Annotated in this window: 20 protein-coding genes; 13 read left to right on the plus strand and 7 right to left on the minus strand. The window is 63.8% G+C overall.

The genetic code is table 11. The features are described from left to right. Positions 1 to 193: 193 nt before the first annotated feature. Genes CCOS864_RS14290 through CCOS864_RS14305 form a run of 4 tightly spaced genes read left to right on the plus strand, consistent with a single transcriptional unit; the run spans position 194 to position 5,755 of the window. On the plus strand, positions 194 to 1,357 hold the full coding sequence (locus CCOS864_RS14290; RefSeq protein WP_010223751.1) for an isovaleryl-CoA dehydrogenase: 1,164 nt from the start codon (positions 194 to 196) through the stop codon (positions 1,355 to 1,357). Between the two features lie 17 nt (positions 1,358 to 1,374). Further along, complete coding sequence (locus tag CCOS864_RS14295; protein ID WP_115086902.1) at positions 1,375 to 2,982, plus strand: carboxyl transferase domain-containing protein; 1,608 nt, start codon at positions 1,375 to 1,377, stop codon at positions 2,980 to 2,982. 2 nt (positions 2,983 to 2,984) lie between these two features. Beyond that, the gene (locus tag CCOS864_RS14300; RefSeq protein WP_115086903.1) at positions 2,985 to 3,803 is read left to right on the plus strand and encodes a gamma-carboxygeranoyl-CoA hydratase; all 819 of its coding nucleotides are present in this window, start codon (positions 2,985 to 2,987) and stop codon (positions 3,801 to 3,803) included. Beyond that, positions 3,800 to 5,755 (plus strand): acetyl/propionyl/methylcrotonyl-CoA carboxylase subunit alpha, encoded by a 1,956-nt coding sequence (locus tag CCOS864_RS14305; RefSeq protein ID WP_115086904.1) that lies wholly within the window; start codon positions 3,800 to 3,802, stop codon positions 5,753 to 5,755. The genes CCOS864_RS14300 and CCOS864_RS14305 overlap by 4 nt, the downstream gene beginning before the upstream one ends. Before the next feature lie 73 nt (positions 5,756 to 5,828). On the opposite strand, the gene CCOS864_RS14310 is transcribed toward CCOS864_RS14305, so the two are convergent. Next, the gene (locus CCOS864_RS14310) at positions 5,829 to 6,488 is read right to left on the minus strand and encodes a LexA family protein (RefSeq protein WP_233674558.1); all 660 of its coding nucleotides are present in this window, start codon (positions 6,486 to 6,488) and stop codon (positions 5,829 to 5,831) included. A 131-nt stretch (positions 6,489 to 6,619) separates the two neighbouring features. Between CCOS864_RS14310 and CCOS864_RS14315 the strand changes: the two genes are divergently transcribed. The 4 genes from CCOS864_RS14315 (at position 6,620) to CCOS864_RS14330 (ending at position 10,535) form a co-directional block, all read left to right on the plus strand. After that, positions 6,620 to 6,952, plus strand: coding sequence for a DUF6124 family protein (locus tag CCOS864_RS14315; protein WP_115086906.1), 333 nt, complete (start codon positions 6,620 to 6,622; stop codon positions 6,950 to 6,952). A 447-nt stretch (positions 6,953 to 7,399) separates the two neighbouring features. Further along, on the plus strand, positions 7,400 to 7,912 hold the full coding sequence (locus tag CCOS864_RS14320; protein WP_115086907.1) for a DUF4880 domain-containing protein: 513 nt from the start codon (positions 7,400 to 7,402) through the stop codon (positions 7,910 to 7,912). A gap of 49 nt (positions 7,913 to 7,961) precedes the next feature. Next, complete coding sequence (locus CCOS864_RS14325; protein ID WP_115086908.1) at positions 7,962 to 9,110, plus strand: M14 family metallopeptidase; 1,149 nt, start codon at positions 7,962 to 7,964, stop codon at positions 9,108 to 9,110. A gap of 108 nt (positions 9,111 to 9,218) precedes the next feature. After that, the gene (locus CCOS864_RS14330; protein WP_115086909.1) at positions 9,219 to 10,535 is read left to right on the plus strand and encodes an alginate export family protein; all 1,317 of its coding nucleotides are present in this window, start codon (positions 9,219 to 9,221) and stop codon (positions 10,533 to 10,535) included. On the opposite strand, the gene CCOS864_RS14335 is transcribed toward CCOS864_RS14330, so the two are convergent. The 3 genes from CCOS864_RS14335 to amaB form a co-directional block, all read right to left on the minus strand. Further along, complete coding sequence (locus tag CCOS864_RS14335) at positions 10,532 to 11,029, minus strand: PaaI family thioesterase (protein ID WP_115086910.1); 498 nt, start codon at positions 11,027 to 11,029, stop codon at positions 10,532 to 10,534. The two genes, CCOS864_RS14330 and CCOS864_RS14335, sit on opposite strands and share 4 nt — an antisense overlap. A gap of 108 nt (positions 11,030 to 11,137) precedes the next feature. Then, a complete protein-coding gene (locus CCOS864_RS14340; RefSeq protein WP_115086911.1) occupies positions 11,138 to 12,547 on the minus strand; it encodes an amino acid permease in 1,410 nt (469 codons plus the stop codon). A 139-nt stretch (positions 12,548 to 12,686) separates the two neighbouring features. Continuing rightward, positions 12,687 to 14,177 (minus strand): L-piperidine-6-carboxylate dehydrogenase, encoded by a 1,491-nt coding sequence (amaB, locus tag CCOS864_RS14345; RefSeq protein WP_115086912.1) that lies wholly within the window; start codon positions 14,175 to 14,177, stop codon positions 12,687 to 12,689. Positions 14,178 to 14,327: 150 nt separating this feature from the next. Between amaB and gcvA the strand changes: the two genes are divergently transcribed. Further along, complete coding sequence (gene gcvA, locus CCOS864_RS14350; protein ID WP_115086913.1) at positions 14,328 to 15,245, plus strand: transcriptional regulator GcvA; 918 nt, start codon at positions 14,328 to 14,330, stop codon at positions 15,243 to 15,245. Positions 15,246 to 15,324: 79 nt separating this feature from the next. After that, positions 15,325 to 16,575, plus strand: coding sequence for a 2-aminoadipate transaminase (locus CCOS864_RS14355; RefSeq protein ID WP_115086914.1), 1,251 nt, complete (start codon positions 15,325 to 15,327; stop codon positions 16,573 to 16,575). On the opposite strand, the gene CCOS864_RS14360 is transcribed toward CCOS864_RS14355, so the two are convergent. Then, positions 16,572 to 17,207: an ArsR/SmtB family transcription factor gene (locus tag CCOS864_RS14360; RefSeq protein WP_115087124.1), complete on the minus strand. Its 636-nt coding sequence runs from the start codon at positions 17,205 to 17,207 to the stop codon at positions 16,572 to 16,574. The two genes, CCOS864_RS14355 and CCOS864_RS14360, sit on opposite strands and share 4 nt — an antisense overlap. 75 nt (positions 17,208 to 17,282) lie before the next feature. Between CCOS864_RS14360 and CCOS864_RS14365 the strand changes: the two genes are divergently transcribed. Further along, positions 17,283 to 17,771 (plus strand): DUF2938 domain-containing protein, encoded by a 489-nt coding sequence (locus CCOS864_RS14365; RefSeq protein WP_115086915.1) that lies wholly within the window; start codon positions 17,283 to 17,285, stop codon positions 17,769 to 17,771. A 9-nt stretch (positions 17,772 to 17,780) separates the two neighbouring features. Here the strand turns inward: CCOS864_RS14365 and CCOS864_RS14370 are convergent, their stop codons facing one another. Beyond that, a complete protein-coding gene (locus tag CCOS864_RS14370) occupies positions 17,781 to 18,068 on the minus strand; it encodes a hypothetical protein (RefSeq protein WP_115086916.1) in 288 nt (95 codons plus the stop codon). Positions 18,069 to 18,235: 167 nt separating this feature from the next. On the opposite strand from CCOS864_RS14370, the gene CCOS864_RS14375 reads away from it, so the two are divergent. Then, complete coding sequence (locus CCOS864_RS14375) at positions 18,236 to 18,673, plus strand: hypothetical protein (protein WP_115086917.1); 438 nt, start codon at positions 18,236 to 18,238, stop codon at positions 18,671 to 18,673. 113 nt (positions 18,674 to 18,786) lie between these two features. On the opposite strand, the gene CCOS864_RS14380 is transcribed toward CCOS864_RS14375, so the two are convergent. Beyond that, complete coding sequence (locus CCOS864_RS14380) at positions 18,787 to 19,731, minus strand: LysR family transcriptional regulator (RefSeq protein ID WP_115086918.1); 945 nt, start codon at positions 19,729 to 19,731, stop codon at positions 18,787 to 18,789. Positions 19,732 to 19,814: 83 nt separating this feature from the next. On the opposite strand from CCOS864_RS14380, the gene CCOS864_RS14385 reads away from it, so the two are divergent. Continuing rightward, on the plus strand, positions 19,815 to 20,867 hold the full coding sequence (locus CCOS864_RS14385) for a Gfo/Idh/MocA family protein (protein WP_115086919.1): 1,053 nt from the start codon (positions 19,815 to 19,817) through the stop codon (positions 20,865 to 20,867). The last annotated feature ends 2 nt before the right edge of the window (positions 20,868 to 20,869 follow it).

Here is a 20,869-nt window from a genome sequence, read left to right on the forward strand (position 1 = left end):
ACGTTAACGTAAAGGTCATGGCGAGATTGACAGCATCCGGCGGCAGGTTTACGTTAACGTAAAGGTTATAAGCCCCATCGCTGGCAAGCCAGCTCCCACAGTGTTCGGTGCACTCGCTACTTGTGGGAGCTGGCTTGCCAGCGATGAGGGCAGACACCACACCCTGATCCAAGAACAAATAGAAGGTGCCAGCATGCGTTATCCGACCCTGAACTTCGCCCTGGGCGAAACCATCGACATGCTTCGCGACCAGGTCCAGTCCTTCGTCGCCGCTGAACTGGCGCCGCGCGCCGCGCAGATCGACCAGGACAACCTGTTCCCCGCCGACATGTGGCGCAAGTTCGGCGACATGGGCCTGCTCGGCATCACCGTCCCGGAAGAATACGGCGGCGCCGGTCTCGGTTACCTGGCCCACGTGGTGGCCATGGAAGAAATCAGCCGCGGCTCGGCCTCGGTCGCCCTCTCCTACGGCGCCCACTCCAACCTCTGCGTCAACCAGATCAACCGCAACGGCAACGCCGAGCAGAAAGCCAAGTACCTGCCCAAGCTGATCAGCGGCGAGCACATCGGCGCCCTGGCCATGAGCGAACCCAACGCCGGCTCCGACGTGGTGTCGATGAAACTGCGCGCCGAACAGCGCGGCGACCATTTCGTCCTCAACGGCAGCAAGACCTGGATCACCAACGGCCCCGACGCCAACACCTATGTGATCTACGCCAAGACCGACCTTGAGAAAGGCGCCCACGGCATCACCGCCTTTATCGTCGAGCGCGACTGGAAGGGCTTCAGCCGCAGCAACAAGTTCGACAAGCTCGGCATGCGCGGCTCCAACACCTGCGAGCTGTTCTTCGACAACGTCGAAGTGCCCAAGGAGAACATCCTCGGCGTGCTCAACGGCGGCGTCAAAGTGCTGATGAGTGGCCTGGACTACGAGCGCGTGGTGCTCTCCGGCGGCCCGACCGGGATCATGCAGGCCTGCATGGACCTGGTGGTGCCCTACATCCACGACCGCAAGCAGTTCGGCCAGAGCATCGGCGAGTTCCAGCTGATCCAGGGCAAGATCGCCGACATGTACACCCAGCTCAACGCCGGCCGCGCCTACCTGTACGCCGTGGCCCAGGCCTGCGATCGCGCCGAAACCACGCGCAAGGACGCCGCCGGGGTCATCCTCTATACCGCCGAGCGCGCCACCCAGATGGCCCTTGAGGCAATCCAGATCCTGGGGGGCAACGGCTACATCAATGAATTCCCGGCCGGCCGCCTGCTGCGCGATGCCAAGCTCTACGAGATCGGCGCCGGCACCAGTGAAATCCGCCGGATGCTGATCGGCCGCGAACTGTTCAACGAAACCCGCTGAGCACAAGGAATCGCGCCATGGCTACCTTGCACACCCACATCAACCCGCGCTCGGCGGAATTCGCCACCAACAGCGCGGCCATGCTTGAACAGGTCAACGCCTTGCGCAGCCTGATCGCCCAGGTTCACCAGGGCGGCGGGCCCAAGGCCCAGGAGCGGCACACCTCGCGGGGCAAACTGCTGCCGCGCGATCGGATCGACCGCCTGCTCGACGCCGGCTCGCCGTTCCTCGAAATCGGCCAGCTGGCCGCCCATGAGGTGTACGGCGAAGACGTCCCGGCCGCTGGCGTGATCGCCGGCATCGGCCGGGTCGAAGGCGTCGAATGCATGATCGTCGCCAACGACGCTACGGTCAAAGGCGGCTCCTACTACCCGCTGACGGTGAAAAAACACCTGCGCGCCCAGGCCATCGCCCTGCAGAACCGCCTGCCGTGCCTGTACCTGGTGGACTCCGGCGGCGCCAACCTGCCGCGCCAGGATGAAGTGTTCCCCGACCGCGAGCACTTCGGGCGGATCTTCTTCAACCAGGCCAACATGAGCGCGCTCGGCATTCCGCAGATCGCCGTGGTCATGGGCTCGTGCACCGCCGGTGGCGCCTATGTGCCGGCGATGGCCGACGAAGCGATCATGGTCCGCCAGCAGGCGACGATCTTTCTCGCCGGCCCCCCGCTGGTCAAGGCCGCTACGGGTGAAGTGGTCAGCGCCGAAGACCTCGGTGGCGCCGACGTGCACTGCAAGACCAGCGGCGTGGCCGACCACTATGCCGACAACGACGAGCACGCCCTGGCCATCGCCCGGCGCTGCGTGGCCAACCTCAACTGGCACAAGCTCGGCGAGCTGCAGCAACGCGCCCCGGTGGCGCCGCTGTACAGCAGCGAAGAGCTGTACGGCGTGGTCCCGGCCGACGCCAAGCAGCCCTTCGATGTGCGCGAGGTGATCGCGCGGCTGGTCGACGGCTCGGTGTTCGATGAATTCAAGGCGCTGTTTGGTACCACCCTGGTGTGCGGCTTTGCCCACCTGCACGGATACCCCGTGGCGATCCTGGCCAACAACGGCATCCTCTTCGCGGAAGCGGCGCAAAAAGGCGCGCACTTCATCGAACTGGCCTGCCAGCGTGGCATCCCGCTGTTGTTCCTGCAGAACATCACCGGTTTCATGGTCGGCCAGAAGTACGAAGCCGGCGGCATCGCCAAGCACGGCGCCAAGCTGGTTACCGCCGTGGCCTGCGCCCAGGTGCCGAAGTTCACGGTGATCATCGGCGGCAGTTTCGGCGCCGGTAACTACGGCATGTGCGGCCGCGCCTACGACCCGCGCTTCCTGTGGATGTGGCCGAACGCGCGAATCGGCGTGATGGGCGCCGAACAGGCGGCCGGCGTGCTGGCCCAGGTCAAGCGCGAGCAGAGCGAGCGCAGTGGCCAGGCCTTCAGCGCCGAAGACGAAGCGCGCCTCAAGCAGCCGATCCTCGACCAGTACGAACACCAGGGCCACCCCTACTACTCCAGCGCGCGGCTGTGGGACGACGGCGTCATCGACCCGGCGCAAACCCGCGAGATCCTTGGCCTGGCGTTGTCTGCTGCCCTCAACGCACCGATCGAACAGAGCCGTTTCGGCATTTTCCGGATGTGACCATGAGCGACTTCAGTACCCTTGAACTGATCAAGGACCCCCGTGGTTTCGCCACCCTGTGGCTGAGCCGGGAAGACAAGAACAACGCTTTCAACGCGCAGATGATCCGCGAGCTGATCATCGCCATCGACCACATCGGCGCCGACAGCAGCCTGCGTTTCGTATTGCTGCGTGGCCGTGGCCGGCACTTCAGCGCCGGCGCCGATCTGGCCTGGATGCAGCAGTCGGCAGCGCTGGACTACAACACCAATCTTGATGACGCCCGCGAGCTGGCCGAGCTGATGTACAACCTGGCCCGGCTCAAGGTGCCGACGTTGGCCGTGGTGCAAGGCGCAGCCTTTGGCGGCGCCCTGGGCTTGATCAGTTGCTGTGACATGGCCATTGGCGCCAGTGACGCGCAGCTGTGCCTGTCCGAGGTGCGCATCGGCCTGGCGCCGGCAGTGATCAGCCCGTTCGTGGTCCAGGCCATGGGCGAGCGCGCCGCGCGCCGCTACGCGCTGACCGCCGAACGCTTCAGTGGCGACCGCGCCCGTGAGCTGGGCCTGCTGGCCGAAGCCTACCCGGCCGCGGAACTGGAACAGCAGGTCGGCATATGGATCGACAACCTGCTGCTCAACAGCCCGCAGGCCATGCGTGCCAGCAAGGAGCTGTTGCGTGAAGTCGGCCACGGCGAACTGACCCCGGCCATCCGCCGCTACTGCGAGAACGCCATCGCCCGCATCCGCGTCAGCCCCGAAGGCCAGGAAGGCTTGCGCGCTTTCCTGGAAAAACGCAGCCCGGCCTGGCAGAGCGAACCGTCGAACAAGGAGCCGCGCCCATGAGCCGCACCCCGTTGACCACCCTGCTGGTTGCCAACCGCGGCGAGATCGCCTGCCGGGTGATGCGCACCGCCAAGGCCCTGGGCCTGACCACTGTCGCCGTGCACAGCGCCATCGACCGTGAAGCGCGGCACAGCCGCGAGGCTGATATCCGCGTCGACCTCGGCGGTGCCAAGGCGGCTGAAAGCTACCTGGACATCGACAAGCTGCTGGCCGCGGCAAAAGCCAGCGGCGCCCAAGCGATCCACCCCGGCTACGGCTTTTTGTCCGAAAACGCCGGCTTCGCCCGCGCAATCGAACAGGCCGGGCTGATCTTCCTCGGCCCACCGGCCAGCGCCATCGATGCCATGGGCAGCAAGTCGGCGGCCAAGGCCCTGATGGAACAGGCCGGCGTGCCACTGGTGCCGGGCTATCACGGCGAGGCCCAGGACCTGGAAACCTTCCGCGCCGCCGCCGAGAAGATCGGCTACCCGGTGCTGCTCAAGGCCACCGCCGGGGGCGGTGGCAAGGGCATGAAGGTAGTCGAACACGAAAGCCAGCTCGGCGAAGCCCTGGCCTCGGCCCAGCGTGAAGCGCAGTCGTCGTTCGGCGATGCGCGCATGCTGGTGGAAAAATACGTGCTCAAGCCCCGCCACGTGGAGATCCAGGTATTCGCCGACCAGCACGGCAACTGCCTGTACCTCAACGAGCGCGACTGCTCGATCCAGCGTCGGCACCAAAAGGTTGTCGAAGAAGCCCCTGCCCCGGGCCTGAGCAGCGCCCAGCGCCAGGCCATGGGCGAAGCGGCGGTCAAGGCGGCCCAGGCGATCGGCTATGTCGGCGCCGGCACCGTGGAGTTCCTGCTCGATGCCCGTGGCGAATTCTTCTTCATGGAGATGAACACGCGCCTGCAGGTCGAACACCCGGTTACCGAGGCGATCACCGGCCTCGACCTGGTGGCCTGGCAGATCCGCGTCGCCTGTGGCGAGCCGCTGCCGATCACCCAGAACCAGGTGCCGCTCAATGGCCACGCCATCGAAGTGCGCTTGTATGCCGAAGACCCGGCCAATGATTTTCTGCCGGCCACCGGTCACCTGGCGCTGTACCGCGAGTCGGCACCGGGCGAAGGACGGCGGGTCGACAGCGGCGTCAGCGAAGGCGACGACGTCTCGCCGTTCTACGACCCGATGCTCGGCAAACTGATCGCCTGGGGCGAAACCCGCGAGCAGGCCCGCTTGCGCTTGCTGGCGATGCTCGATGAGTTCGCCATTGGCGGGCTGAAGAGCAACATCGCCTTCCTGCGGCGCATCCTTGCCCACCCGGCATTTGCCGAGGCCGAGCTGGATACCGGGTTCATCCCGCGCTACCAGGAGCAGCTACTGCCTGCGCCACAAGCCTTGCCAGCGGCGTTCTGGCAGGCAGCGGCCGAAGCTTTCATCCAAAGCCAGCCGTTGCAACCGCGGACAGATGATCGTTATTCGCCGTGGGCAGCCAACAGCGGCTTTCGTGCCGGCGTTCCGTTGCAGATCAGCCTGCACCTGACCTGCAACGGTGAAGCCCAGGCCATCAACCTGAACCAGGCGGCGGCCTCGAACCTGAAGCTTGACGGCGAGCAACTGCTGATCGACCAGGACGGCCTGCGCCGTCGGCACCTGGCGATCCGCCGTGGCGAGACCCTGTACCTGCAATGGGATGGTGAGCTGCACAGCGTCAACCGCTATGACCCGATTGCCGAAGCCGACGCCAGCCACAGCCATCAGGGCGGCCTGGGCGCGCCCATGAACGGCAGCATCGTGCGGGTGCTGGTGGAGGTTGGTCAGGCAGTCGAAGCCGGTACGCAACTGGTGGTGCTGGAGGCCATGAAGATGGAACACAGCATCCGCGCGCCCCATGCCGGGACGGTCAAGGCACTGTTCTGCCAGGAAGGCGAGATGGTCAGTGAAGGGGCTGTGCTGGTGGAGCTGGAAGAGGCTTGAGGGCCTCATCGCGGGGCAAGCCCGCTCCCACAGTCCGGTGTGGGAGCGGGCTTGCCCCGCGATCAGATTCACCTCAAAACTTGACCAATGCCTGCACCACCACCCCCAGCAACTCACACTGCTCGGTGCACAAGGCCTTGGGATAGGTCGGGTTGAGCGGGCGCAAATAGCGCTGGCCACCCTCCTCGCTCAACTGGCGAAAACTCGTCGCCGTGCTGTCGGGCGAACGCGCGATCACCAGCTTGCCGGTTTCGGCCTCAAGCCCGGTATCGACCAGGATCAACATACCTTCCGGCACGCTCAAGCCCAGCGGCGCCGTCATCGCATCGCCTTCGACCTTGAGCCAGAACGCCCTCCCCTGTGCTTTATAGTCAGTTGACTGCAGCGCACGGTCTTCGGCCACCTCGACCTCGTCGAGATTGCCCCAAGCCAGAATCGGATAGCGAAAATACAGTTCGTGCTGTAGGCCATCGGCGCCAGTAACAGTAGTCGGGTTGCCCGCGACTGCGTAGGAACCGTTGTTTTCCGCCACCTGGTGAGGGAAGACCATTTGCAGCGGCGGCAGGCCCACTTCCACCAGAATCTGGTTGAGCACCCTGAGTTTCGGCTCGCGCTCCTCGCGCAGCCAGTGGCCCACGGCGCCCTGGGTGACCCCGATGCGTTCGGCGAGATTTTCCTGCGTGACCTTCAGCTCACGCATCCTGGCTTTGACCAGGTCAGTCCATTTATCCATCGCTGGCACGATACGGACTGCCTCCTGGCGCTCAATACACATATTGTAGTATTTAAACAATAGTCATAACTACAGAGCGTATTAATATCTGTCGGCACCTTTCATTGCTTACCCAGATAGCAGGCAGCCGAATGAAACCGACATTTCCTGAAACGGACCTCAGCCTTGATTCCGAAGCATTAAGTAACAGTGATGCCGCCCGGCGTGCGCTGGACTACTACCTCAACCCGGCACCGGTGACGTTTGGCCCCGACGAACCGCTGCTGGTCGCCCGTCAAGGCCTCAGCGATGCCCAGGCGACCGCCCATGCCACCAACCTGTTGCGCTGCGCCGCCGCCACCGCCTGCGAATCAGCTGACGGCCTGCAAGGGGTGCCGCGCGACCTGGCGCTGGCGTCGATGCACATGATCAACATGGCCAGGGCCATGCTCGAGCGCACAGCGGCCAATCAGGACCAGGCCTGAGCATATTTCTGCAAGTTACGTGGAGAGTCGACCAAAAGCGGGTGTTGGTGTCCGCCGGTCAGGAGGGAGCGCATTCGGTAAAAGATTTTTACGGAATGACAGAAAATTCATTTGACTTGCAAATGATAACGATTATTATTGCTCACAACTGGTCGCGAGACTGGTTGGATAACCTGAAAGCCCTTAGGTCGGACTCTCAGATTATCTCCTCATCAGGCTAATCACGGTTTTTGACCCGGCTTTTTGCCGGGTCTTTTTTTTGGTCTTCAGGCTAATGAAGATGGGTGTTGCTCGAATGGCCGCGATGATAGCAAATGTATGTCGCGCAGTGAATGGTTGTAACAGCGCTTTGCAGAATTAGCACTTGAGAATCAATCTCGTTACGAATAAGCTGGTGCAGCGTCACGGAAGACGCCCCCACTCCACTGACCAGCAAGGAGCTTGTACATGACCCGTCTGTTGCTGCCCCTTGAACACACTCCCCTTTCCCACGAGCTTGCCGACGATGCCTTGCTGCAGCGTCTGAAAAAACTGCCGCGTCGCGTTCAACAGGTATTCCTGCTCAGCCGCCTCGACCAACTGTCGTTCGCCAGCATCGCCGAGCGCCTCGACCTGCCCGCGATCACCGTTGAGCGCCACATGAACCAGGCGCTGCAGATTGCCCGCGAAGAACGCGACGCCCTGGCGAGCATCGCCGGCCAATGGTACGTGCGCCTGCAAAGCCCGCAGGTGACCGCCAGTGAGCGCATCGATTTTCGCCGCTGGCTCGATAGCGCCCCCGAGCACCGCGAAGCCTTCCATGCCACCGAGCTGCGCTGGCGCACCTTGCTGGCCCCGGCCCGCCAGCTGGGCGAGGACGGCTGGTACCGGCAACCACGGGCAGCCTTGTCGCTGGGTGGTTGCTCGGTGGCCATCGGCCTGGGCCTGGCCGCCTTGGCAGCGATCGGTTTCTGGTCCTGAGCCAGGCGTGTAGAGTAGTTGCCACAACAACTCTACATGGAGCCTGGTGATGACCGTGACGCTGTCCCCCCTGCACATCGACTGCGATTTCGATTCCGGCAACATCCTCGTCAAGGATGCCAGTGACCCCAAGCGGGTGCGCCTGGATATCCGCCCCGACACCAGCAGCGACCACTTCCAGTGGTTCCACTTCAAGGCTGCGGGGCTGACCCCGGGCCAGACCCATGGGTTCAGCCTGGAAAACGCCGGCGCCTCGTCCTACCACGAGGCCTGGAGCGGTTACCAGGCCGTGGCCTCCTACGACCAGCAACAGTGGTTCCGGGTGCCCACTACTTTCGATGGCAAGGCCCTGAACTTCAGCCTCAAGGCCGAGCAGCCCCAGGCCTGGTTCGCCTACTTCGAGCCCTACCCGCGCGCGCGCCACAACCAGTTGATCGAGCGTGCCAGCACCCTCCCAGGTGTCGAACTGCTGGCCACCGGCCGCAGTGTCGAAGGCCGCGACATCCAGTTGCTGCGTGCCGGCAGCGGTGCGCCGGGCAAGCGCAAACTGTGGATCATCGCCCAGCAGCACCCGGGCGAGCACATGGCCGAATGGTTCATGGAAGGGGTGATCGACCGTCTGCAACACAATGACCCGACCATCCAGGCATTGCTCCAGGAAGCCGACCTGTACCTGATTGCCAACATGAACCCCGACGGCGCCATCCATGGCCACCTGCGCACCAATGCCAAGGGCCAGGACCTGAACCGCGCCTGGCAGGATGCAAGCATCGACAAAAGCCCGGAAGTGTTCTTCGCCCAGCAGCAAATGAAGCTGCATGGCGTCGACCTGTTCCTCGACGTGCATGGCGACGAAGAAATCCCCCACGTGTTCACCGCTGGCTGCGAAGGCAACCCCGGCTACAACGCGCGTATCGCCGCACTGGAAGCCACCTTCCGCGACAGCCTGTGCAAGCGCACCGTGGACTTTCAGCAGGTGCATGGCTATCCGCTTTCCGCTCCTGGCCAGGCCAACATGACCCTGGCCTGCAACAGCGTCGGCCAGGCCCATGACTGCCTGTCGCTGACCCTGGAAATGCCGTTCAAGGACCACGACGACGCACCCAATGCCGAGACCGGCTGGAACGGCCTGCGCAGCAAGGACCTGGCCAGCGCCGTGCTCGATGTGTTCGGGCAGATGGCCGGCACCCTGCGCTAACCCTGCTGGCGAGCAGGATCAACCGCCCTGGCAGGCAAAGCAAAGACCTGCCAGGGCCTTCCCACCCTAAATGACGGCCACCAACGCCGCCGTTTAGGAACCCGTGCCATGACCACCCGCCTCCTCCCTTCGCTCAAGGCAACCGGCCTGTGCCTGCTGCTTGTCCTGCCCCCGGTTCAGGCCCTTGAGCTGTATGCCGATGACGATACACACCTGAATGCCAACTTCCTCGCCGTGTATGGCCTGTTCAACAGCCGCAAGAACTACGACGGCACCGGCGGCGGCTCGACCTGGCGCGAGGGCTTCATCAAATATGGCCTCAGCGCCGACCAACGCCTGGGCGAGCTGGGCACGGTCTACGGCACCGCCAACCTGGTCAGCTCGGCCACCTGGGGCGACGGCGATGCCGCCGGCATCAGCGATGGCAGCGAACGCACCACCAAGTTCGACGAAGCCTTCGCCGGCTGGCGCTCGGGCAAGCTGATCCCGGCCCTGGGTGACGATGGCCTGGACCTGTCGTTCGGCCGCCAGGTCATCACCCTCGGCGATGGTTTCATCATCAACGACGACGGCCTGAACTTCGGCAAGGGCCCGGCCGATGGCGAGCTCAATCGCGGCGGCGCCTATTACCTGGCCGCCCGCCACGCCTTCGACAAGACCGCAGTGCTGCGCCTGGGTGGCAAGGATGGCCTGCACGGCAGCCTGCTGTGGATGAAGTCGGACAACCGCGCCCAGGCCAACAGCGAACTGGCTGCCAGCACCCTGGCCTACAGCGCCGCCCCCGGCACCCTGGAGCTGACCTACATCCGCGGCTTGAATGTCGATGATCGTTACGCCAGCGAATTGCAGAAACAGCGCGAAGGCATGGACATCTACAGCCTGCGCGGCGCCGGTGACGCCGGGGTCGATAACGCGCATTTTGCCTTCGAGTACGCCTGGCAAAACAAGGACGCAGGGCCGGAGAAAGCCTGGTATGCCGAAGCCGGCTACACCTTCGCCGAACTGCCCTGGCGCCCGGACCTGACCTACCGCTACAGCCGTTATTCCGAAGGTTGGGACGCGATGTTCAACGGCATGAACCGCGGCTACGGCACCTGGTTCCAGGGCGAGGTCACAGGCAACTATTCAGGCCCGTTCAACAGCAACAACGATGTGCACTTTGTCGGCCTCAAGGCTACCCCGGTCGAGGCGCTGACCCTCGGCGTGCTGCTGTTCAACTACAAGACCCTGCACGAGCGCGACAGCCTCAACCTCGATGGTCGCGAGCTGGACCTGTACGCCGAATGGGCGGTAAGCGAGCACCTGATCATCAGCCCGCTGCTGGGCCTGTACCAGCCGCGCAAGAGCAGCGATAACGGTGGCAACCAGGTGGGCGGCAACGGCACCAACGTCTACAGCCAGTTGACCATTGCCGTGCCGTTTTAAGCGGTGCCGTGAGCCTTGTGCTTGAGTCTTTCAGTATCGACGCGGACGAACACCGAGTCAGCGGTGACGGTCATCACGTCGTCGGCCCAGACTTCGCAGATCACCCGGGTCTTGCGCCCGACTTCGCCTTCGACCCGGGCCTTGAGCAGCAGTTCGACGCCCATGGGCGTGGGCTTGAGGTAAGTCAGGTTGAGCTGGCCAGTGACGCAGTCGATGCGCGGCAGGCTGCCGGGCTCCCGGCCTTCGGCACGGTAGTGGTAGGCCATGGCGGTCCAGTTGGAATGGCAGTCGACCAGCATGGCGAGCAAGCCGCCATACACCAGCCCCGGCCAACCAAGGAAGGTGCTGTCCGGCGAATGGCGGCACAGCAGGTGGATACCGTCGGCGTCCCAGTGACTCTTCAGGTGCAGGCCGCTGGGGTGGGAACAGCCGCAGCCGTAGCAGACGCCTTCGGGGGCGGCCAGTTCCTGCAGGGATAAGGCTTGGGTACTCATAGGCTTCCTGATTGTCTGTTATTGGTGGGAAAGCGACCCCGATAGTAACGCCGCACAACGAAAAAGCCCATGAACCGGTCATGGGCTTTTGCCTTGCCAGGCGCAGCGCTAGAGGCCTTTGCCCGATACCGCCGGGCTGCCGGCCGGCTCGTTGGCCGGCGTTTTGCGCCGGGTCAGCGAGATCAGCAGGATGGCCAGGGTCACACCGGCGGTCATCAGGGTTTCATAGCGGTAGGCCGGGCTGATCAGCATGTAGCCGAGCACCAGCGTGATCAGGCCGATCACCAGCCAGGTCAGCCACGGGAACAGCCACATCTTGAACGCAAGCTCGGTGCCCTGGCGATCAGTAATGGCGCGCATGCGCAGCTGCGACACAGCGATCACCAGGTACACCAGCAAGGCGATGGCGCCGGTGGTCGACAGCAGGAAGCCGAAGACCTTGCCGGGGAACACGTAGTTGACCAGGCAACCGGCGAACCCGGCGAAGGTCGAAAGGATCACTGCCACGGTCGGCACGCCATTGCCGGAGATGCGCTTGGTGATCTTCAGCGCTTCGCCGCGCGAGCCCAGCGAGTAGAGCATGCGCGAGGCGGTGTAGAGGCCCGAGTTCATGCAGCTGGTCACCGCCACCAGCACCACCAGGTCGACCATCAGTTTGGCGCCCGGCACATTGAGCACTTCCAGCACGCGCTGGAACGAACCCACCGCCTTGAGGCCCGGGTCGTTCCAGGCCACCAGCGAAACGATGAAGAAGATCGAGACGATGTAGAAGATCGCGATGCGGTACACCACCAGGTTGGTGGCCTTGCGGATCTTGTCCTTGGGGTTGGAGGTTTCGTCGGCAGCGATGGTGACGATCTCGGCGCCGAAGAACGAGAAGATGGTCACCAGCACACCACCGAGCACCGCGCCAAAGCCATTGGGCATGAAGCCCCCGGTCGCCCACAGTTGCTGCACGCCCGAGACTTCGGCCAGTGGCCAGAAGCCGAACACCGCCAGGGTGCAGACGCCGATGAAGGCGAGAATGGCAATGACCTTGATCAGGGCGAACCAGTATTCGAATTCACCGAAGTTCTTCACGCTGATCAGGTTGGTGCCCGACAGCACGATCATGATCAGGAAGGCGAACAGCCACGACGGCACACCGGGAAAGTACGCATGCAGGATATCGGCGCCGGCGATCGCCTCGACCGGAATGATCAGCACCCAGAACCACCAGTACAACCAGCCAATGGTAAACCCGGCCCAGGGCCCGATGGCCTGGCTGGCGTAGGTGGAGAACGAGCCGCTGTTGGGATTGGCGATGGCCATTTCCCCGAGCATGCGCATGACCAGCAGCACCAGCAGGCCGGTCATGGTGTAAGAGATCAGAATGGCCGGCCCGGCCGTGGCGATGGCGGTGGACGAGCCAATGAACAACCCGGCACCGATGATCCCGGCAATGGAGATCATCGACACCTGGCGCGAGGTCAGACCGTGTTGCAGCGAACGCTGTTTCTTTTGTTGTAGCGATGCCATGGGTAACCCTCAACTGGTAGGGTGAAAGCGGTTTTTATTGTTCCACTGGCGGGATCGGTGGCGCGGCCATCGCTGGCAAGCCAGCTCCCACAGAGTCCTTGTGGGAGCTGGCTTGCCAGCGATGGGGCCGACTCGGTAATCAGTCGAACACAATCCCCTGCGCCAACGGCAGCTCGCGGGAATAGTTCACGGTATTGGTCTGCCGACGCATGTAGGCCTTCCACGAATCCGAGCCCGACTCACGGCCACCGCCGGTTTCCTTCTCACCGCCAAACGCCCCGCCAATCTCCGCACCGCTGGTGCCGATGTTGACGTTGGCAATCCCGCAGTCACTGCCTGCCGCACTCTGGAAGCGCTCGGCTTCACGCAGGTCGGTGGTGAAGATGCACGACGACAAGCCTTGCGGCACTTCGTTGTTCAGGCGCAGGGCTTCGTCGAATTCGTCGTAGGCCAGCACGTAGAGGATCGGGGCGAAGGTTTCATGACGAACCACGGCGCTCTGCGCGGGCATCTCGGCAATAGCTGGAGAAACGTAGTAGGCATTCGGGTACTGGTCCTCAAGCTGCCGCTCACCACCAAACACCTGGCCGCCTTCATCGCGGGCACGGGCCAACGCATCCTGCATGCCTGCGAACGAAGCCTTGTCGATCAGCGGGCCGACCAGGTTGTCTTTACGTGGATCACCGATACGCACCTTGGCGTACGCGGCTTTGACCCGGGCCACCACTTCGTCCTTGATCGAACGATGAACGATCAGCCGGCGCAGGGTGGTGCAACGCTGGCCAGCGGTGCCGACGGCGCTGAACAGGATGCCGCGCACGGCCAGGTCGAGGTCGGCGCTGGGCGCGAGGATCATCGCGTTGTTGCCACCCAGCTCGAGGATGCTGCGACCGAAACGCGCGGCCACACGCGGGCCGACTTCACGGCCCATGCGGGTGCTGCCGGTGGCGCTGACCAGCGGCACGCGCGGGTCGTCGACCAGGGCTTCGCCGGCATCGCGATCACCGATGATCAGCTGGCTCAGGCCTTCTGGCGCTTCGCCAAAGGCTTTCAGGGCTTTTTCGAACAGCGCCTGGCAGGCCAGCGCGGTCAGCGGGGTTTTCTCCGACGGCTTCCACACCACGGCGTTGCCGCACACCAGTGCCAGGGTGGTGTTCCAGGCCCAGACCGCGACCGGGAAGTTGAAGGCGCTGATCACCCCTACCACCCCCAGCGGATGCCAGGTTTCACGCATGTGGTGGCCCGGGCGCTCGGAGGCGATGGTCAGGCCGTACAGCTGACGCGACAGACCGACGGCGAAGTCGCAGATATCGATCATTTCCTGCACTTCGCCCAGGCCTTCCTGGGTGATCTTGCCGGCTTCGATCGACACCAGCTCACCGAGTTCGGCCTTGTGCTTGCGCAGTACTTCGCCAAACAGGCGCACCAGTTCGCCACGGCGCGGCGCCGGCACATCGCGCCAGTGCAAAAAGGCCGCATGGGCGGCGTCGATTCGGCGGGTGACCGCCTCTTTGCTCTCCAGGGTAAGCGCTGCGATCTGGCTGCCGTCGATGGGCGTAAAAACAGCATGAGTGCCGCCGTTATATAAACTTTCGGGCACGCCCAAACGGGTAAGTAGTTCAGCAACCATCTTATTATTCTCCTACAGCGGATACGGGTTGAAATCATTGATGCAGGTCAGTATTAATCTATAGGGCCGCTGCTCACAAACGACCTTTTAGAAGCACATGATTCCGTAACGGAATGACCTTATCTCTTTTTCGCCCGGTTGATCCCGCCCATGTCCAAACGCCTGATGCCCTCCACCACCGCCCTGCAGTGCTTCGAAGCCGCCGCCCGGCACCTGAGCTTTACCCGCGCCGCGCAAGAGCTGCACCTGACCCAGAGCGCGGTGAGCAAGCAGGTCGCGCAGCTTGAAGAGATGCTTTCGCACCCGCTGTTCCAGCGTATCCGCCGGCGCCTGCACCTGACCCCGGCCGGCGCCCTGTACCTGGCCGAGGTGAACAAGATCCTGGTGCAACTGGACATGTCCAGCCGCTACATCCTCAGCTACGGCGGCGAAACCGAGGTGCTGCGCATTGCCACCCAGCCGACCTTCGGCGAGCGCTGGCTGGTGCCCAACCTCAAGGGTTTCGGCGAGCGCCATCCGCGGATCCACCTGGACATTCGTAACGAACTGGAGCCCTTCGACCTGGTCCAGGCCAAGGCCGACATCGCCTTCTTTTTCGGCCAGGGCACCTGGCCCGGGGCAACCTGCATCGAGCTGTTCAAGGAGCAGGTAGTGCCGGTGTGCGCGCCGGAGCTGCTGGCCCGACAGCGTTTCGACAGCGCCGAATCGCTCACCGAACACCGCCTGCTGCAGTGCACCTCGCGGCCCGAGGCCTGGCACGAGTGGTTCCTCGGCCAGGGCCTGCACACGCAGAACAGCTACCACGGCCCGCGCTTCGACACCTTCTACATGTGCATCCGCGCCGCCCAGGCCGGCTGCGGCATCGCCCTGATCCCGCGCTACCTGGTGGCCGAAGAGCTGGCCGAGGGCAAACTGGTGATCCCCTGGAACCACCCCAAAACCAGTGAAGGCTCGCACTTCATCGCCCATGCCGAGCATGCTGCCGAGGTGCCCAAGGTACGTGCCTTTGTCGAGTGGATTGCCGCACGTGTACGTGTGGCCGGGCAAGTTCCCGACTTGAAGGAATGATTGCAATCCTTTATTTCGTTTGCACTCAATTACCGTGCCTCGCTTAGATAATAAGAAACTGCAGCGAGGGCACGGGTAAATGAGTCACGAAACTATCAGCCAGTCTATTTCCGTAGTTCACCCTATTACACTGTCCCACGGTAAAAACGCGGAAGTCTGGGACACCGACGGCAAACGTTATATTGATTTCGTTGGCGGCATTGGCGTGTTGAACCTGGGCCATTGTCACCCGCGGATTGTCGCCGCCATCCAGCAGCAGGCCACGCGTCTGACTCACTACGCTTTCAACGCCGCCGGGCATGAACCCTACCTCGAATTGATGAACCGCCTGGCGCAGTTCGTACCGGTGTCCTACCCGCTCAGCGGCATGCTCACCAACAGCGGTGCGGAAGCGGCAGAAAACGCCCTGAAGATCGCCCGCGGTGCCACCGGCAAGACCGCGATCATCGCCTTCGACGGCGGCTTCCATGGCCGCACCCTGGCGACCCTCAACCTTAACGGCAAGGTTGCGCCCTACAAGCAGCGGGTCGGCGTGTTGCCGGGGCCGGTGTATCACCTGCCCTACCCCAGCCGGGACACCGGCGTCAGCAGCGAGCAGGCGCTTCAGGCCTTGGCGCGGTTGTTCAGCGTCGAGATCGACGTCAACGATGTGGCTGCATTCATCTTCGAACCGGTGCAGGGTGAAGCCGGCTTCCTGGCAATGGAACCAGACTTCGCCAAAGCCTTGCGCAGCTTCTGTGACCAGCACGGCATCCTGATCATCGTCGATGAGATCCAGTCGGGGTTTGGCCGCACCGGCCAGCGCTTCGCCTTCCCGCGCCTGGGCATCGAGCCGGACCTGCTGTTGCTGGCCAAGAGCATCGCCGGCGGCATGCCGCTGGGCGCAGTGGTCGGCCGCAAGGCGCTGGTCGACAACCTGCCCAAAGGCGGCCTTGGCGGCACCTACTCCGGCAACCCGATGGCGTGTGCGGCAGCCCTGGCGACCCTGGATGAAATGAGCGACGCCAACCTTTCGACCTGGGGCGAACGCCAGGAAGCCGCACTGGTCAGCCGCTTCGAGCGCTGGCAGGCCAGCAAGCTCTCGCCTTACCTGGGCCGCCTGACCGGCACCGGGGCCATGCGCGGCATCGAACTGCTCAAGGCCGACGGCACACCGGCCACCGAGCAGCTGGCGCAGCTGTTGGCAGCGGCCAGGAGCGCCGGCCTGCTGCTGATGCCCAGCGGCAGCGCCCGGCACATCATCCGTTTGTTGGCGCCACTGACCATCGAGCCTGAAGTGTTCGAAGAGGGCCTGGACATCCTCGAACGCTGCCTCGCCGAGCTGGGCTAGTCCTGCAGTAGCCCCGGCCACTGTTCGACACCCTGAAGATAGTGCCGCGCCCTGAAGCCCCCGGCTTTCAGGGCCGTCACCGCATCACGGGAAAACACGCACCAGGGCCCGCGGCAATACGCGACCACTTCGTGGCTGGCCGGCAACTCGCCCAGGCGCTGCTGCAGTTCAGTGAAGGGAATGTTGATCGCCCCCGGCAAATGCCCCTGGGCAAACTCCTCGGCCGGGCGCACATCGAGCAGGGTCACGCTGTGATCCTGCAAACGCTCCAGCAGCTCTTCCCTGCTGATCGCCTCCAAGTGCTCGGGCGCGCTCACGCTATCGCTCATCAGCTCACGGATCGCCGCGCGGTTGAACGCCGCCAACTGGCCGAGCGCCGCCAGTACTTGCGGGATCGGCCCGGGACTGAGCCGGTAGAACACGCGCTTGCCATCGCGGCGGGTCTGCACGAAGCCGGCGCGACGCAAGTGCTGCAGATGCTGGGAAGCATTGGCCACCGACAGCTCGCACTGCTGGGCCAGTTGCTCGACGGCAAGCTCGCCGGCGGCGATCTGTTCGAGCAGATTGAGGCGATGGGCGTGGCCAAGGGTCCGCGCCAGTTCGGCGATGTGCTGGTGCTGCTGGGTTTTCATATCGGTCATTGACAGGAAGGTAGCATTGGCCAATCATTCAATCAATCTATTGAATGATGACAACTGGAGCACGCCATGCTTGAAGGATTAACCCTAGCGGTACTGATTGGCCTGACGGCCACCGCCCTGGCCGACCTCTGGTCGCTGTTCCAGCAGCGCGTGCTGGGCATGGCTGGGCCGAATTGGGGTTTGGTCGGACGCTGGATCGGCCATATGCCACAGGGGCAGTTCACCCATCAGAGCATCGCCAAGGCGCCGGCACTGGCCAATGAACGGCTGATTGGCTGGAGTGCGCATTACACCATCGGGGTGATTTTCGCCGCGTTGCTGCTCGCCCTCTGTGGGCTGGAGTGGGCGCAGCAGCCACGCTTTGTGCCGGCGTTCGTGCTTGGCCTGGCGACCGTAGCGGCGCCCTACCTGATCATGCAGCCCGGCATGGGCGCGGGCTTCTTCGCCTCGAAAACCCCCAAGCCAAATGCGGCGCGGGGCCGCAGCCTGCTGGCTCATGGGGTGTTCGGCGTGGCCTTGTACCTGGCCGGGTTGTTCTGGGCTGCTGTGCTGTAGCCCAACGGATTACAGGCCCAGTTCTTGCGGAGTAAGCATGTCGCATTCAAAGGCGATCCAGCCGCCTTCCAGCTCGGCATGGCCGTTAACGATCGGGCCGTAGTAGCTCAGGCCGTTGTCGAGGGTCACACAGATGTGCGTCGCCTTGTCCGGAGCGGCCAGGGCACCGACAAAGTGGACCTTCTTCAGCGACTCGGTAACGGCTTCAAGACCCACCCGAATCGCAACGTTTTCCACGGCTTCAACGTCTGCATGCAGGTCGTCGCTGACGGTCACGGTGGCTGTGTAGTTGTACATGGTCGAACTCCAACGACAATTCTATCGGCGTCTGCTGACGCTCACGGGCGCATAGGGTAATGGAGCAGCACGGAAAAAGCCCGCGCCCTTCGACGAGGCGACGCACGAAGGTACCCTCGGCCCGCCCCGGCTGGTATTGTGCCCCCCGGTAAAAACCTGTCAGAGGAATGACATTGAGTGCTGAACAGAACCTGACCTCGGACATGTTCGAGGTCGACAAGCGCCTGGGGCTCAAGCCCGTGGTGGATTTCAACAACTACCTGGGCAAAGCCTTCGGTGATGGTCCGTGCACCTGCATCCGCTGCCGCACCAGCGGCGGTGACGAAACGGGCTACGAGTACCAGCATACCTTCGTCCTCGACGGCCAGACCCTCAACCGCCGCTTTGCCAACACGGCGGGCAGCGATGTGCTCAATGCGTTGAAGAAAGCCTGGCTCTCGTACACCAAGGCCGACCTGCCGGCGCTGGGTGCGCTGGACCTGACGGCAGTGAAAGGCTTCGTCGAACCGCAGCTGCACAAGCGCTTGCTGCCGTTGTTCCTGGCCAGCGGCCTGGTGCGTGAGGTTGACGGGCAATGGATGCTGCAGGTGCAGGCCGGCGATTGAGTACCCGGGGCTGCTCTTCGCAGCCCATCGCCGGCAAGTCCGGCTCCCACAGTTCTGTGGCACCTGTGGGAGCTGGCTTGCCAGCGATTAGGCCTGTCCTGCCAAATGCGCCCTCACCCGCCCACCGCCAACGCAAACGGCCCCTCAGCCAGTTGCTCACGCAAGAACGCCACGCAACTGCGCACCTTCGCCGAACGGCTCGAACGCGCCGCCGTCACCGCCCAGACATCCGCAGGCTGGTGATACGCCGGCAGCACCCTCAGCAATGAGCCCTCCTGCAAGCTGCCCGCCACGTCCCAATACGAGGCCATGATGATGCCGTGCCCGTCCATGGCCCACTGGCGCACGATATCGCTGTGGTTGGCGGCCATGGGCCCGGTAACCTTGACCGTTTCCGGCCCGCCCGGGCCAACCAGCCGCCACACGCCGAAACGATCGTCGCGGCTGCGAAACAGCAAGCAATCATGCTGGGCCAGTTCCGCCGCTACCCGCACCGGGCCGCGCCGGGCCAGGTACTCCGGCGATGCCGCCAGCACCCGCTTGTTCTCGGCAATGCGATGGGCGATCAGGTGTTTTTCCTGCACCTCACCGACGCGAATGTCGATATCGAAATTTTCGCCAATCAGGTCAACCCGCCGGTCGAGCAGCTCCAGCCAGATATCCAGGGTCGGATAACGCTTGCGCAACAGCGACAGGATCGGCGCGATGTGCTCACGACCCAGGCGCAGGCTGGTGCTGATGCGCAAGGTGCCGCGCGGCTCGCTGTGCGCCCCGGACAGCGACTCGAGCATCGACTCGACGTTCTCGAGAATCTTCTGCGCCCAGATGAACGCCGCCTCGCCATCGCTGGTGATGTTCACCCGCCGCGTGGTGCGGTTGAACAGCTTGACCCCGAGCAACGTCTCGAGGGTGGCGATGCGCTTGCTGACGTGGGCCGGCGACAGGCCGATCTCGGTAGCCGCCGCGATGAAGCTGGAGCGCCGCGCCACTTCGCAGAACAACTGCAGGTCGCGCAACAGCGGTTCATTATTCGCTAGTAGCGCATTCTGAATCTTCATCTGGCCCGATTATCTCCTGGGATTTTTTTATTAGCCTCTCACAAAACCGCTGTCGCGGTCCGCATAACAATAATGAGAGCGCCATGCACAAGATCCGTATTGCCGTCGCCGGTGCCGGGCTGATCGGCCGCCGGCATATCGAACTGATCCAGGCCAGCGCCGAGTGCGATCTGGCCGCCCTGGTCGACCCGGCCCCGGCCACCGCCGAATTGGCTGCCGCCCACGGCGTTGCCCTCTACCCTTGCCTTGAGCAGTTGTTCGCCGAGCAACGCCCGGACGGCGTGATCCTGGCCACGCCCAATCACCTGCATGTCGAAGGCGCCCTGGCCTGCGTTGAACACGGTGTCGCCGCGCTGATCGAAAAACCCGTGGCCCACACCCTGGAGGAAGGCAAGCGCCTGCTGGCCATCGCCGAGCAAACCGGGGCGCGGCTGCTGGTCGGCCATCATCGCGCCCACAGTGCGATCCTCGCCAAGGCCCGCGAAGTGATCGCCGAGGGCCTGCTCGGCAAGCTGGTGGCGGTCATGGGCAGCGCGCTGTTCTACAAACCCGACGACTATTTCGACGCTGCGCCCTGGCGCCGCCAGATCGGTGGCGGGCCAGTGTTGATCAACATGATCCACGAAATCGGCAACCTGCGTTCGCTGTGCGGCGAGATCGTCGCCGTGCAGGCCCAGGCTTCCAGCACCACCCGCGGCTTTGCCGTCGAGGACAGCGTCGCCATCAGCCTGCGCTTTGCCAGCGGCGCCCTGGGCACTTTCATGCTGTCCGACACCGCCGCCTGCGCCCGCAGCTGGGAACAGACCGCACGGGAGAACCCCGATTACCCCAGCTACGCCGACGAAGACTGCTACGTGATCAGCGGCACCCGGGGCACGCTGTCAATCCCGACCATGCGCCTGAAGTTCTACGAGCAGCGGGCCGAGCGCTCGTGGTGGAAGCCCTTCAGCACTGCCGTGGCGCCGCGGCAAAACGCCGATCCGCTGGCCCGCCAGCTGGCGCACTTCTGCCAGGTGATTCGCGGCGAGCAACAACCACTGGTAACCGTGCGTGACGGTCTGCGCAATTTGCAGATCGTCGAAGCCATCAGCAGCGCCGCGCGCAGCGGCCAGATCGTCCACACCGCCAGCCTCTGAGC

The organism is Pseudomonas wadenswilerensis, from assembly GCF_900497695.1.
Taxonomy (GTDB): Bacteria; Pseudomonadota; Gammaproteobacteria; order Pseudomonadales; family Pseudomonadaceae; genus Aquipseudomonas; species Aquipseudomonas wadenswilerensis.